General features: G+C 27.6%; 11 protein-coding genes. 5 read left to right on the forward strand and 6 right to left on the reverse strand.

Features of this window, described 5'->3' with window-relative positions; all coding sequences use genetic code 11:
• Window positions 1-4: 4 nt before the first annotated feature.
• Window positions 5-475, reverse strand: coding sequence for a GNAT family N-acetyltransferase (locus tag GYM72_RS09520; protein ID WP_220264232.1), 471 nt, complete (start codon window positions 473-475; stop codon window positions 5-7).
• Entirely contained in the window at window positions 462-1,472 is a 1,011-nt protein-coding gene (gene fbp, locus GYM72_RS09525; protein ID WP_105296477.1) for a class 1 fructose-bisphosphatase, read from the reverse strand. Before fbp ends, GYM72_RS09520 begins: the two co-directional genes overlap by 14 nt.
• A gap of 255 nt (window positions 1,473-1,727) precedes the next feature.
• Between fbp and GYM72_RS09530 the strand changes: the two genes are divergently transcribed.
• From GYM72_RS09530 to pgk, 3 genes are all read left to right on the forward strand, one after another.
• Window positions 1,728-2,975: an aspartate kinase gene (locus tag GYM72_RS09530; RefSeq protein WP_220264233.1), complete on the forward strand. Its 1,248-nt coding sequence runs from the start codon at window positions 1,728-1,730 to the stop codon at window positions 2,973-2,975.
• A 4-nt stretch (window positions 2,976-2,979) separates the two neighbouring features.
• Entirely contained in the window at window positions 2,980-4,806 is a 1,827-nt protein-coding gene (locus tag GYM72_RS09535) for a lysophospholipid acyltransferase family protein (RefSeq protein WP_220233702.1), read from the forward strand.
• Between the two features lie 1,189 nt (window positions 4,807-5,995).
• Window positions 5,996-7,189 (forward strand): phosphoglycerate kinase, encoded by a 1,194-nt coding sequence (gene pgk / locus GYM72_RS09540; RefSeq protein ID WP_220264234.1) that lies wholly within the window; start codon window positions 5,996-5,998, stop codon window positions 7,187-7,189.
• 318 nt (window positions 7,190-7,507) lie between these two features.
• Here the strand turns inward: pgk and GYM72_RS09545 are convergent, their stop codons facing one another.
• The 4 genes from GYM72_RS09545 to GYM72_RS09560 form a co-directional block, all read right to left on the reverse strand.
• Window positions 7,508-8,320, reverse strand: coding sequence for a class I SAM-dependent methyltransferase (locus GYM72_RS09545; protein ID WP_220264235.1), 813 nt, complete (start codon window positions 8,318-8,320; stop codon window positions 7,508-7,510).
• A gap of 91 nt (window positions 8,321-8,411) precedes the next feature.
• Complete coding sequence (gene mnmG, locus GYM72_RS09550) at window positions 8,412-10,280, reverse strand: tRNA uridine-5-carboxymethylaminomethyl(34) synthesis enzyme MnmG (protein ID WP_220264236.1); 1,869 nt, start codon at window positions 10,278-10,280, stop codon at window positions 8,412-8,414.
• A gap of 46 nt (window positions 10,281-10,326) precedes the next feature.
• Window positions 10,327-10,743: an rRNA maturation RNase YbeY gene (ybeY, locus tag GYM72_RS09555; protein WP_220264237.1), complete on the reverse strand. Its 417-nt coding sequence runs from the start codon at window positions 10,741-10,743 to the stop codon at window positions 10,327-10,329.
• A gap of 231 nt (window positions 10,744-10,974) precedes the next feature.
• Complete coding sequence (locus GYM72_RS09560; protein ID WP_220264238.1) at window positions 10,975-13,212, reverse strand: patatin-like phospholipase family protein; 2,238 nt, start codon at window positions 13,210-13,212, stop codon at window positions 10,975-10,977.
• Window positions 13,213-13,471: 259 nt separating this feature from the next.
• Between GYM72_RS09560 and GYM72_RS09565 the strand changes: the two genes are divergently transcribed.
• Together GYM72_RS09565 and GYM72_RS09570 are read left to right on the forward strand one after the other, a co-directional pair.
• Window positions 13,472-14,638 (forward strand): glycosyltransferase, encoded by a 1,167-nt coding sequence (locus GYM72_RS09565; protein WP_220264239.1) that lies wholly within the window; start codon window positions 13,472-13,474, stop codon window positions 14,636-14,638.
• Window positions 14,639-14,650: 12 nt separating this feature from the next.
• On the forward strand, window positions 14,651-15,586 hold the full coding sequence (locus tag GYM72_RS09570) for a glycosyltransferase family A protein (protein WP_220264240.1): 936 nt from the start codon (window positions 14,651-14,653) through the stop codon (window positions 15,584-15,586).

The following is a 15,586-nucleotide window of genomic DNA, read 5'->3' on the forward strand; positions in this document are numbered from 1 at the left end:
AATATTAGTCTTCTTTCTTTACCATCTCAATATGCTCAATATGATCTTCAAAATAAATTTCTCCTTCAGTTTCAAAACCAAATTTTTTATAAAATGGAACTGCATAATATTGAGCACCGATTCTTATCGGTTGTTTACCATGAAGTGTAAATAAAGACTCTATGGATTTTTCCATTAAAATTTTTCCTAAACCGGTAGAACGATATTCCTTACAAACTATAATTCTTCCAATGGAAGCTTCATTAAAGGAAATTTTTTCAGGAAAAATCCTGGAATAAGCAACTAATTGTTCCCCTTTATACAGTAATAAATGATGCGCTTTATAATCTTTATAGTCCAAATCCTGGTATGAACATTTTTGCTCGACTATAAATACTTCATTTCTTAATCGTAATAAGTTATACAATTCGTCTAAAGTAAGTTGATTAAATTTTTTTAAAACATAATCATAGGGATGAGTGCTACTCTTGGGCATCTTTCATAAATTTTTCTACTTTTTCAACCATTTTTTTTGATCCACAAACAAATGGTGTTCTTTCATGCAATTCAACAGGATTTAAATCCAATATTCGTGTAAAACCATCACTGGCACTTCCTCCTGCTTGTTCCGCAAGGAATGCCATAGGATTACATTCATATAACAATCGTAATTTGCCTTTAGGGGCTTGTGAATAGGAAGGATATAGGTAAATGCCTCCTTTCAACATATTTCTATGAAAATCGGAAACTAAAGATCCGATATAACGGGAAGTATACGGTCTATTTTCTTTTTCTTCTTGACAGTATTTTATATAATTCTTAATTCCTTGAGGAAATTTAAGATAATTTCCTTCATTTACGGAATATATTTTCCCATCTTCAGGTATTTTAATATTAGGATGTGAAAGATAAAACACTCCCAAAGCCGGATCTAAAGTAAAACCATTTACACCGTTACCTGTTGTATATACTAACATTGTTGATGAACCGTACACTATATATCCGGCTGCTACCTGTTTATTTCCCGGTTGTAAAAAATCTTCCAATGTTACCGGTCCATCTTCCGATATTCTTCTATAAATAGAAAAAATAGTTCCTACATTAACATTTACATCGATATTGGAAGATCCGTCTAATGGATCAATTAATACCACATATTTACTGTTATGTGAATTATCTTTAGAATTTATACTGATGAAGTCTTCATTTTCTTCGGAAGCAATTCCACAAACTACCTCTCTATTTTTTAAGGCTCCTATAAATACATCATTGGCAAACACATCTAATTTTTGTTGCTCTTCACCTTGTATATTCTGATTTCCAATTGCTCCAATAATATCAACGAGCCCAGCTTTATTAACTTGCTGATTAACAACTTTACTGGCTAATCTTATTGCTCCTAAAAGGCGTGACAACTCTCCTGAAGAATATTTAAAATCTGCCTGTTTATCAATTATAAATTCGCCTAAAGTCTGTGAGCTCTTCGATTTCATATTTTATATATTTAGTTTTTTGAATGTTCCAAATATATTGATTTTTGGTTGTACTTTATAAGTAATATGCAGATTTGTCATATATTTGCTGAAGGTCTTTTAATATTTAAAATACTTATTGTACTGTTTATCATTATAATATAAATTTTAAGTCTATTAATACGTGAATTCCCGATGTGTAAAAATTCTTTTTTCACAAGATTTATTTATGGGAAAATGTGTTTTTTATATATTGAAAATATATAACTATCATTTATGAAAGTTTATAAATTTGGAGGTGCTTCAGTACAAAATGAAAAAAATGTACGTGCTATTTTAAAAGTTTTAAACCAAACCGGATACAAATCAACCATTATTGTTGTCTCGGCCATGGGTAAAACGACTAACGCATTAGAAGATGTTATTCAAGCATACTTTCAAAACAATGATACTTATAAAATATTAATAGACAGAATAGAGGAGGGGCATTTAGAAATAGTTAAAAAATTATTTTCTAATTATACGGAAGTTTATAACGATATTAAGAATATTTTTAAAAATTTGCGATCTTTACTAATTAACAATACATCTGATAATTTTAATTTCTTATACGATCAAACGGTAAGTTTTGGTGAAATTATTTCATCCAGAATTTTAAGCTCTTTTTTAAATTATTCAGGAATTACCAATACTTGGATTGATAGTAGAAATTATTTAAAAACTGATAATAATTATAGAGAAGGGACTATAGATTGGGAACGTACGCAAAAACAATTTGAAAATTTTGATACTTCTCAAACTTATGTTTCTCAAGGTTTTATAGCTTCGAATTCCGACAATTTTACTGTAACTCTGGGGAGGGAAGGTTCAGATTATTCTGCTGCCATAATTGCCTATTGTTTACATGCAGAAGGTGTTACCATTTGGAAAGATGTTCCGGGAATTATGACCGGAGATCCTGACTACTATGAAAATGCTCAATTATTAAAATCTCTTTCCTATGAAGAGGCTATGGATATGTCATTTTTTGGAGCATCCATCCTTCATCCGAAAACCATTTTTCCTTTGTATAAAGGTGAGATTCCATTGAACATTCGTTCTTTTTTAGAACTTGAAAATCATGGAACTTATATTACGAAAGGAGTTAAGGGAGATCCCAGCGTCTCTTGTTTCATACGAAAATTAAATGTACATTTGCTTACTATTTCTTCCATTTATTTTACTTATAATCTGGAAGATACTCTTTGTATACTCTTTAAACAACTTACTGAACTGAATATTAAAACTAACATGATCAAGGTTTCTGCTTGTTCAGTTTCACTGGTTATTGAAGACAAATTTAATTCAATTAACATTTTACTGAATATACTCGCAAATTCTTTTAATGTAACATTAGAAGAAAATGTGCGTCTATTTACGATAACGAATAGTTCACAAAAAATACGAAATAATTTTAAAAAAGGAAAAACAGTTTTATTAGAACAATTGGTAAAACAAACTTACCAAGCAATTGTAAAAGAATAACAATATGAGTTTAGTCACCTTAGAGGATATACAAAATACTTTAAACCTAAAGAAATTTGGTTTTATTGGAAAGGGTATAGCATGGACCCTTATGAATGTTTCAAAACTTGGTCATATAAATAAATTCTGTACTGAAAATAAAGATTTACCTACCAATGAATTTCTTACTGCAGTTTTAAAACATTTAAAAATTAACTACGAAATTCATGAAGAAGATTTAAAAAGAATTCCTGAAAAAGGACCTTTTATAATCGTTTCCAATCACCCTCTAGGAGGATTAGATGGCATAATTTTAATGAAAATTGTTTCAGAAATTCGTCCGGATTTTAAAATAATGACTAATTTTTTATTGCAAAAAATTGAACCTTTAAAAAAAGTTATTATTCCTGTTAATCCTTTTGAAACCAGAAAAGATACTTTTGACAGTAAAAAAGGTTTTATTGAAACCTTGCGTATCTTGAAAGATAATCATTGTGTTATCATTTTCCCGGCCGGTGAAGTTTCTCATTATTACCCGGATACCAAAGAATATCAAGACAGAGAATGGGTAGAAAGTGCCTTAAAACTTTTGAAAAAAGCTAAAGTACCCGTAATTCCTGTATATTTTCATGCGAGAAACAGTAAGTTGTTTTATAAAATGTCTAATATTCATCCGGATTTACAGACTGCGATGCTGCCTAGAGAATTGGTTAGAAAAAGAAAAGCGCCTATTAAAATACGAATCGGTAAACCTATTTCAGTTAAACAGCAAGATGAATATACAGATATCAAGTCTTACGGTAATTTTTTAAGGAATAAGGTATATATGCTTAAATCATTCTATACTACGGTTAAGAATCCATTTAAAAATATAAAGTTCCTTTCAGTATCAGCAATGACTAAGTCTGCTAATTCCAATGAAGTTAAGCCTATTATTAAAGAGACACCTCATGAATTAATCTTAAAAGAAGTTGAGCTTTTAAAAGAAATTGATTGTGAACTATTTTCCAATTCTCAATATGAAGTCTATTTAGCTAAACCTGAAAAAATACCTAATATCTTACGTGAAATTGGCCGATTAAGAGAAATTTGTTTTCGCGAAGTGGGAGAGGGAACCAATGAACCTTTTGATCTGGATGAATTTGACCAAATTTATCATCACTTATTTTTATGGGATAAAGAAAATAAACTTATCGCGGGTGCTTATCGAATGGGAATGGGAAAAGAGATTTATGAAAAATACGGAATTAAAGGTTTTTATACTGCTTCTCTTTTCGAATATGATTCGGAAGTACATCCTTTCTTTAAAAAAATCATTGAAATGGGTAGGGCATTTATTTCCAGTGAATATCAAAAAAAACCTATGCCTTTATTACTTTTATGGAGAGGGATTGTACATGTTTGCTTAAGAAATCCCCATTATAAATACCTGGTGGGAGGTGTAAGTATAAGCAATCAATTTTCCAACTTTTCAAAATCGATAATGGTTGAATTTATGCGTTCTCATTATTTTGATTCTTATGTTGCTCAATATGTACATTCAAAAAATGAATTTAAAGTTCATCTGAAATCCAATGAAAAAGATTTATTCTTTGATGCTGCGGATAATGATCTTAATAAATTTGACAAGTTAATAGATGAACTTGAACCCGATTTAAGACTTCCCGTATTGATCAAAAAATATTTAAAACAAAACGCACGTGTTATTGCTTTTAACGTCGATCCTAAGTTTAATGATGCCATTGACGGATTGATGTATATTAGAATAAGTGATATTCCGGATAGTACTATTAATCCGGTATTAGAGGAGTTAGATTCTATGGACAAAAAAAACCAAAAGGAAGAAAAATAAACAATTGTTAACAAGTTTATAACTATTCAATTGAAACAAGATTACTAATTGCTTTTATTAAAGTACTCTATACTTAGATTTTCAACACCTTACTAATGTTGAACTTTTTATAAAAATTTAATCTACTATTTTAAAAAGGTAAATAGCTATTATTTACCTTTTTTTATTTCTATACTTGGATCATTTCACATTCTTCCATCCTTTACTAATATTGAGCCTATCTACAAGCTTATTTAAAGGCTTTTTCTATGTTTTCTTTTATAATAATTATCCCAATAGATAACTGTTCATAAATTAAAAAATACAATAAATTAAAATTAGAATAGTTATATCTTATTATCATAAAATAATAATTAATTGTATGCATAATTATGCATTAGTAATGTAAAAATTTATATTTTGATTTTATTTAAATAAATAAATATAATTAATGTTATAGATAGTTATACTTTATAATTTTAAAATATGTTTTTGTAAGTACAGAAATCTTTTAAACTTCTAAACTATACCTATAAATTTTAACCTAATATAATATATTAACTATCAATATTTTACAAAATAATACATATATATGTAATTAATTATGAATTAATTAATAAATATGTTAATAACTTAATTTATTTCAAAAATTCCTTCAATTATATAATTGACTGTAAATCAATAAAATTATATAATTATTATTAAAAATTATTTTTATTAACTCATAAATTTTCAATAAGTTAAAACAATATTAACAATTTAAATAAATTATTGTTAACATTTTTAAACAAAAAATTTTGCTTCAAGAGTTACAATTTCCATTTATAAAGATTTAAGATTTTTCCAAATATTTATAAAACTTTTTAAAAATGAATTTTACCTTCCTTTTGATAAGTTTAATAACAGTTACTTTTTAAACAGTCACTTTATTAATAACTTCTAAAAATTGTTGATAAGTGATTTAGTTTATTGATTTATACTTATTTATTTTCAATAAATTTTGTTAATATCATATTTAGAAATATTAATAACTCACTATTTCAAAGTTATTAACATATTAACAGGTCTATTATTACTATTACTTTAAATTTTATTTAATTAATTAAAAAAAGATATATAAATAATAATTAATTGTTGAAAAAATTCAGGTTTCAAAATTTCTCTTTTCGTTTTTATGAAGGTATATTTGTAAGAAAAATAAGTAAAAATTATGAAGACAGTTAATGATTTCAATTTCAATGGAAAAAAAGCATTAATTAGAGTTGATTTTAATGTTCCTCAAGATGAAAATCTTAAGGTTACTGATAATACAAGAATTGTTTCTGCTAAGCCAACTATAGATAAAATATTGAAAGATGGAGGTTCTGTAATATTAATGACGCATTTAGGCAGACCTAAAGGTCAGGTTACAGATAAATATTCTTTAAAACACATTGTTGATGAGGTATCCAAAGTTTTAGGTGTTCCTGTTAAGTTCGTTGATGAATGTGTAGGGCCTAAAGCCGAAAAAGCTGCAACAGATTTAAAACCCGGTGAAGTTTTATTGTTAGAAAATTTACGTTTTCACAATGAAGAGGAGAAAGGAGATGAAGGATTTGCTAAAGAATTAGCTAAGTTAGGTGATATTTATGTAAACGATGCATTCGGAACTGCACATCGCGCTCATGCATCTACTGCTATTATTGCTAAATTCTTCCCTTCTAACAAATGTTTTGGTCTTTTGATGGCCAAAGAGCTTGATGCTATTCAAAAAGTCCTTAAAACCGGCGAAAAACCTGTTACGGCTATATTAGGAGGTTCTAAAGTTTCTTCTAAAATTACTATTATAGAAAACATCCTTCCGGTGGTTGATAACTTAATAATCGGAGGAGGAATGACCTATACTTTTATTAAAGCTCAAGGAGGTAAGATTGGAAACTCTATCTGTGAAGATGATAAACAAGAATTAGCACTAGATATACTTAAAAAAGCAAAAGAAAAAGGTGTAAAAGTATATCTTCCGGAAGATTCTGTTATAGGTGATGACTTTTCAAATGATGCAAATAGAAAAGTAGTCGATACTAATGATATTCCTGACGGATGGGAAGGTTTGGATGTTGGACCTAAAACTATTAAAACATTTTCTGATGTTATTTTAGCTTCAAAAACCATATTATGGAACGGACCTTTAGGAGTATTTGAAATGCCAAATTTTGCCGTTGGTACCAAAGCTATTGGAGATGCTATTGGTGAAGCCACTAAGAATGGAGCTTTCTCCTTAGTTGGAGGAGGTGACAGTGTAGCATTTGTTAAACAAAATAATTATACTGACAAAGTTAGTTACGTTTCAACCGGGGGAGGAGCAATGCTTGAATCATTAGAAGGTAGAGAATTACCCGGAGTAGCAGCTATTTTAAATGATTAATATTAAAATCTAGCATTATACAATATAAAAAAAGAAGCTTGATATTTCAAGCTTCTTTTTTTATATGTTAATAACTATTCAAAGTAACTTTAATTATATTTATTGTTCTAATAAAATAAAAAAAAAACTATATATTTTGTATAAATAAATTTATATCTTTGGTAATATAAAATATAATATACATTATTTTATATCAAAAATATTATTTTTATAGATTTATTTAATAAATATTTAAAGTTTTAAACATCTACTATTACAAATTATCCTCTTTTAAATTTTCTTACTTATTGATTTGAAAATAAAAATTTTGTGAAAATTTTATTTTTTTAAAATGTAAATAACAGATGAATAATTACCATCATTCATTCCTTTTAAGTTTGATAAGGCAGCAATGAATGGAAATCTAAAAATTCCTAAAGGATTATTCATATAATTTTCACTGATCAAAGAAATATAAAAACTATCAAAGGGTAGGGGATACGTGTGAATTACTTCAAACTTTTGATTGTTAAAAAAATCGATGGCACCTTTTTTAGAATAATGAAATATATGTCTAGGTACATCCCAGGCTGCCCAATATTCTCTATAAAATTTAGCATCAAAAGATTTGTAGTTTGGAACTGCTATTACTATATATCCATTATTTTTTAATTTTAATCTTAGTTTTGACAGGATTTCTTCCGGATTAGGGATGTGTTCTAATACATGCCAAAGTGTAATGACATCTAAAGAATTATTTTCAACAGAATCTAGTGAAGTTGTTATACGATTCTCACCAATTTTAGATTTAGCAGTTTCTGCAGCTTTTATATTTGGTTCGAAACCTATTATTGAGAAGTTTTTATCTTTTATGAATTTTAGGAACGTTCCATCTCCACAACCATAATCTAATAATGTTCCGGACGTTTTGTATTTATTAATAATCTTTAATTTATATTTTTCATTCAGTTTTTGAATTAATAAATATATTTTTGATTTTAAGGACTGATCTTTTGAATGAGATAAATATTTTTCACTTTCATAATATTTTGAAAGATCTCTAGGTATTTGGGTAGTTTTTAAAATATCGGTATATTCAGATTTTTGAATTTCAAAAATTTCATTAGATAAGAAGTGATCTTTAATTTTCATTTTCAATTTTGTATATATATAATATCATATAGTAAAATATTTAGGATTATAAATAAATGTTCCACGTGGAACATTTATTTATAACTTTATATTACCTACCCATGTAAATTAATAAAACATTTATATCGGATGGAGATACGCCACTTATTCTACTGGCTTGACCTATAGTCTCAGGTTTGAATTTCATTAATTTTTGTTTAGCTTCAGTAGAAATACTATTTAATTTTGAGTAGTCAAAATTTGAAGGAATTTTTATATTTTCTAATCTATTTAATTTTTCAACATTTTCAAGTTCTTTATCAATGTAACCTTTATATTTAATTTTAATTTCTACTTGTTCAAGAACCTCATCCGAAAAATGATTTGATTTGATATAATCATTTATAGAGGATATGTTTTCCAAGTCTTTTAAGTATATATTAGGTCTAACCAATATACTGTCAGCTTTTACAGTTTGAGAAATAGGTGTTGAATTTTTTTGTAGTAAAATTGGATTAGTTTCTTCTTTGGTTATGGAGGTAGATTTTATAAAATCTATACAATTATTCGTTTGCTTGATTTTCTTTTCTAAATTTTGCATTCTTTCAGATGATGCTAAACCAAGTGTAAAACTTAACGGCGTTAATCGTTCATCGGCATTATCCTGTCTTAAACTCATTCTATATTCTGCACGTGAGGTAAACATTCGATAAGGTTCTTCGGTTCCTTTGGTAATAAGATCATCAATTAATACTCCAATATACGCTTCATTTCTCTTAAGAACCAACGGCTCTTTATTTTGAATTTTAAGTGAAGCATTAATACCGGCCATCAATCCTTGAGCTGCTGCCTCTTCATAACCCGTTGTACCATTAATTTGTCCCGCAAAATATAAATGATTAATATTTTTTGTTTCTAATGTATTTTTTAATTGAGTAGGAGGGAAGTAATCATATTCAATAGCGTAACCCGGTCTGAAAAATTTAGCTTTTTCAAATCCGGGGATTAGTTGTAAAGCTTTAATTTGAATATCATCCGGTAAAGATGTACTAAATCCGTTGATGTAAAATTCAACAGTTTGCCAACCTTCCGGTTCAGCAAATATTTGATGTCTTTCTCTATCTGCAAATCTGTTAATTTTGTCTTCAATCGAAGGACAATATCTTGGACCTGTACTTTTAATTGTTCCATTAAATAAAGGAGATCTTTCAAATCCTTCACGTAAAACTTCATGAACTTTTACATTAGTATAGGTAATATAACAACTTCTTTGTTTGTCGAGTTTAGGTGTATTAGTATAGGAAAATTTTTGTGGATTACTATCTCCTTTTTGTTCTTCCATTTTTGAGAAATCTATGCTTCTACCATCTACCCTGGGAGGTGTTCCTGTTTTCATTCTACCGGCCTCAAATCCTAATTTAACTAGATTTTCAGTGATTCCAAATGCTGCTTTTTCACCCATTCTACCTCCGCCGAACTGTTTGTTTCCAATATGGATTAAACCATTTAGAAATGTTCCATTAGTTAATATTACAGCTTTTGAATAAATAACAGCTCCAATATAGGTTTTAACACCAATAATTTGATCATTCTCTGTTAATAACTCAACAACCATGTCTTGAAAGAAATCAAGATTTGGGATGCTTTCTAATTGTAATCGCCATTCTTCCGAAAATCTCATTCGATCGGATTGTGCTCTTGGACTCCACATGGCTGGTCCTTTAGATAAATTAAGCATCTTAAATTGAATCATAGTTTTATCAGTAACGATACCTGATAATCCGCCCAAAGCATCGATTTCTCTAACTATTTGTCCTTTTGCAATACCTCCCATAGCCGGATTGCAAGACATTTGACCAATAGTCTGAAGATTCATGGTAATTAGTAGTGTTTTTGAACCTAAATTGGCAGCAGCAGCGGCAGCTTCTGAACCTGCATGTCCACCACCTACAACAATAACATCGTATTTTTCTAATATCATTTTAACAGATGTTTCACGTGAAACAAAATTTTTTTATAATTAATTTTTAATAATTTTTATATAAGTCTATATAAGTGTTTTCCTTTTTTCTCATAAGTTCAATATCCTTTTCCAATTTATCTTTGTACCCGATGATATGCAGAACTCCATGAACTAAAACACGGTTTAATTCATGATCAAAATCTTCATTATTAATTACTGCATTATCTTTAACTCTGTCTGTGGAAATGAATATATCACCCGAAATTAATTGGTTTTCTTTATAATCAAACGTAATTATATCCGTGTAATAATCATGATTTAAATATTGAATATTAATCTCTAATAATTGTTCATCAGAGCAAAAAATATAATTTATATCTCCTACACGGCAGGCTTCTTGTTGAATAACTTCTTTTAACCATTTTTTTCTTTTTAATTTATTTTTTAAAATAAAATCATTATTTGAAAAATAATTTATCATTTTTTGTTAATTTCTACTTAGCTAAATTAATATTTAAATTCTGAAATTTTAATATAATAAAATTCTTCATACTATTTACTAATACTATTAAATTTTATAATAACTTTTACATTTAATACCAAGTATACTTTCTGTATAAATTAAGAGAAAATGTTTATAATGAATAAAAATTCTTTGAATAAAGTAATTTTACATAAATAGGATTGAAAAAAATGATAGGTAGCTATTTTGTTAAAACCAATATCCTAAACCAACACTAAATACACCTTTGTTTTGATTGGTAGAAAATGTGTATAATAAGTTAATAGGTCCAAAAGGACTGTCATATCCATATCCAACTCCATAACTAAAATATTTGTATTTAAAATATCTTATATCGTTAAATTCATCTTCAACATTAGCCATGTCTGCATAAATTTTCACATAATGATTTTTTAAGATTTTATAGTTTAAAGAAGAATATAATGAGAATAGTTGATCCCCGGATTTATAGGCAAATGGTAATCCTAAAAATTTACTGAAATTTAAAAAATCTTGTTCAAAATAACCACCGTTAAAATATTTGTATTGTAAAGAAGGCGTATTAAAAGATACTCCTAAAAAATGTTGATTTTCTAAAGCTAATCGATGTCCGAAAGGGATTGAATAACTTAATTGTGTTTTAATTGTGGAAAATTTTTCAAAATTAGGAGCATTAGAATAAAATATATATTTAGCAGAGGCATCTAGTTTAAAACCTTTAAAAGGAAAGTTAGAGTTATCTCTCGTATCGGCCTTTATATAAAAATAAGGATTATAAAAAAAACTCTCGTCCTTATTAAAATTTTTGTGATCTACATCGTTAATTCGATCGTAGGAAAAGGGTGAGATGCGCATATAACTATATTCTATACCGGTACCAACGGCATATTTTTCATTTAAGGTAGACTGTAGATAAAGTTGTTGATTAAAGTATCGAATGCGATTAAATGAATATTCACTTCTTTTTATATCGGAATAATTAAAATTAAAAGAATTAAAAGTCGTATTAGATCCAATACTTGGTAATATTCCATTGTCTATATAATAATTTATATTAGTTCTGAAATTATTTCCAAAAATTACATCAATGGATAAATTGGAATTATTTAATATAAGTTTATTTAAAGTAACATTAGCTAAAAGAGAAGTTTTATACACATCATCGTAATGGATTCCAAATTTTATAGAATTGTTATCTTTTTTATCTAGATATAGGTTAACTTGTTGATTTTCATCAAAATTTTCGGAAGAAAGCTCATAAAAAACCCGATTATAATTTCCCGTAGAATATAAAGCAGAAATTCCTTTATCTAATTTGGTAATAGAGGTATTTTGAGGTAATTTCAAACCTAATTTTCTCTTTATATAAACAGAATCTTTAGAAGAATTGCCAATAATGGAAAGTTTGGTAATAAATAAATTTCTTTCGGAAGGTAGTTCCTGTATTCTCGGTCTATTGATAGTATCAAACCCTTGTAATTTTGCAATTTTTAATAGTTCAGGAAACGCCTTTTCTCCGGCTAGTTTTCCTTTATACAAAATGGAATCCTTTTTATCAAAATCGGTTACCTCATAATCCTTTACATCAGGTCGAATTAATAAATCTACATAACTTCGTTCGAAATCCGTTTTAATATTGATACGATAGCTTATAATTTGACTAATAATATTTAATATAGATTTAATTTCATTCGCTTTTTGTAAACCATTACCTAAATCAACTCCAATGATGATATCCATTCCTTTATCTCGTAACGCTCGGGAAGGAAAATTATTAACAATTCCACCGTCAATTAAGGTTTTATCATCAATTTTAACCGGTTCTATAAGAGAAGGATAAGCACCACTGGCCAAAACACTGAGAGGAAGAAAACCTTTTTCCATTTGTTCTTCGTCACCGGTTTCTAAATTAGTTGCTATGCATAAGAAAGGTATCGGTAGTTTAGAATAATCATGAATATCATGAACATTGTACAATAAATTAGTTAAAAGCATTAAAGGTCCTTGTCCCTTACTTAAAGCTGATGGAAAAACTACTTTAAAATTGGAAATAGGTAAAGTTAAAATATATTTTTCTCTGTAAGATTTATCAAAAAAAGGAATAAAATTTCGATTTCTGTCCTGTAAAAAGAGTTCGTTAAAATCAATGCTTTTAATGATATTTCTCATTTCTTTAGGAGAATACCCTGCAGCATATAATGATCCTACTATGGCACCCATACTGGTTCCGCTTATGTAGTCAATTTTAATTCCTGCTTTTTCAATAGCCTCGATAACTTCAACATGTGCGAACCCTTTAGCACCTCCGCCACTAAGAACTAAACCTACTTTGGGTCTACGATTTATAGAATCCTGAATTGATATAAAAGTTGAATCTCTATTTATACCGAAAAATAAATTTCCTATTAGTAAAATAAAAAATAATAAGTATTTTTTACAAAATTTCATAATAGCAAATATATTAAAAACATGTAATTTATATAAGTAATAATAAAATAGAAAGAATTGGTAAGTTTTTTTTAGATTTACTTAAAAATATAGCTTAGTATTACATTTATTTTTAAAATCAATTTTAGAAGGAAAGATGGTACTATTTATAAATAATGAATTTAAAATTTATTACTATTAATTTGATATAGCGATTAAAATAAATAATTAAAAAATATTAAAAATAGATTTAACTATATATTATATTTTACTTATATAAATGGAAGAAGTAAAGAAAATTAAAATTCTTTTTAGAATCCGATCCATGGAAACCGGAGGTGTTCAAAAAGTCTTACTAAATATTTTAAATCATTTAGATAAGAATATTTTTGATGTTACTTTATTGTTGAATCTATATCAAGGAGAACTAATTAAAGAAATACCGGAATCCATTAAAGTTCAATATATAGGAAAAGGAAGAGAATTTATGAATTCAAATTCTTTTATAAAAAAATTTCAATTAATCACTAGGGCTGCAAAATTAAAATTGTATTCAAAATTTCCTCGATTATTATATAAAAACCTAAAACTCTATGATCAAGATGTTGAAATAGCTTTTTTCCATTATAATTACGATGATGTTTTAAACAGTCCTAATCGAAAATCCAAAAAAATAGGTTGGATGCATGGTGATATAAAAAATATTACCATAAATGGAAATAAAGAGAAATTTGTAGCTAAATTTTTGAGATTTAATACCATGGTTTATGTTTCACAACAAACTATGGAAAGTGCAAAAAGTTTTAATGATCAGATAGCTGCAAATGCTAAAATTATTTATAATCCAATAGAGGTTGATGATATCATAGCTAAATCCAAGCTGAAACCAAATATAAAAATCAGTTCACACAAAAATGATTCAATACAATCATTTATATCAGTTGGAAGAATAAAACCGGGCAAAGGTCATCAACTTTTAATTGAAGCTCATAAAAAGCTTATTGATGATGGATTATATCATAAAATATATCTCGTTGGAGAGGGAGAATATAAAGAAGAATTACTAAAAAAAGTAAAAGAATATCGTATAGAAGAAACATTTATATTTTTGGGAGAACATAATAATCCCTACCCGTTGATTAAAGAAGCAGATTATTTTATCCTTCCTTCCTTTTCAGAAGCGTATCCTTTAGTTATTGCGGAAAGCCTTATATTGGAAAAGCCGATTATAACCACCGATGTTGGAGGAATTAGAGAAATGATGGTTGACCAAGAAAACGGTATATTCATTCCAAGTAAGAATGAACATGCCCTATATGAAGCAATAAAAACCTTGTTGTCTGACCCAAAAAAAGTGCAATTCTTTATCGAAAATAATAAAAAATGTAAAGAAATTTTTTCACCAGTTACTATATATAAAGAAATAGAAAAGCTGTTAACAAAGTAAAAAAATCAATGAATGGAAAAAAATTCCGTAATAACAGTAATAACACCCACTTATAATAGGGCTCATACGCTCGATAGAGTCTATGAATCACTAAAAAAACAATCATTTAAACAATTTGTGTGGATAATTATGGATGATGGTTCTACGGATTCGACCAGTCAGTTGGTGCAAAAATATATAGATGAAAATAGTATTCCTATTGAATACTATAAAGGAAAAAATCGTCATAAATTTATTACCGTATTTGAAGGAATTAAGAAGGTAAAAACGCCTTATTTTGTAATTATTGATTCAGATGATAGTTGGCCTGAAAATTCATTTGAAATATTGTATGATGAAGTTTGCAGCATTAAAAACCAAGATCAATATATTGGAGTAATTGGACATTCAGCAGATACGGAAGGAAATTTAGTAGGAAGTTATTTCCCCGAAAACGGATTTATAGGTTCTATTTTAGAAATGAGGTATAAGTACAAAGTAAAGGGAGATAAAAATGGTATTTTTATAACAAAGAGTTATCAAAGAGAATTGGATAAATTTGATTATTTAATTTATGAAAATAAAGGCTATATTCCTCAAAGTGTTTTCTTTAGCATTTACGATGCAAAAGGGTTAAAAACAAAATTCATTAATAAGATAATTCGTACTTATCATAAAGACGATAGCGATTCAGAATCGGTTTCCAATACTCGTTGGAAGGGTAAAAATATTTTCGGATTAAGAGAGGGATATAAAGCCATGCTAAACAATTATAGCTATCAGTTACTTTCATATCCTAAAACTTTGCTTAGAAATTTAATCGGATTTCAATTTTATTCCTTTTTAAATAAAAGATCAGTAACTTCAAATCTGTCAACTTTAAAAAATCCATTAATTAAATCAATTAGTATATTTACACTACCAATTAGTTATATTTATTACTTAATAAAAAAAGCGGATAAAAGTTAA

The organism is Apibacter sp. ESL0404, from assembly GCF_019469245.1.
In the GTDB taxonomy this organism is placed as follows: Bacteria; Bacteroidota; Bacteroidia; order Flavobacteriales; family Weeksellaceae; genus Apibacter.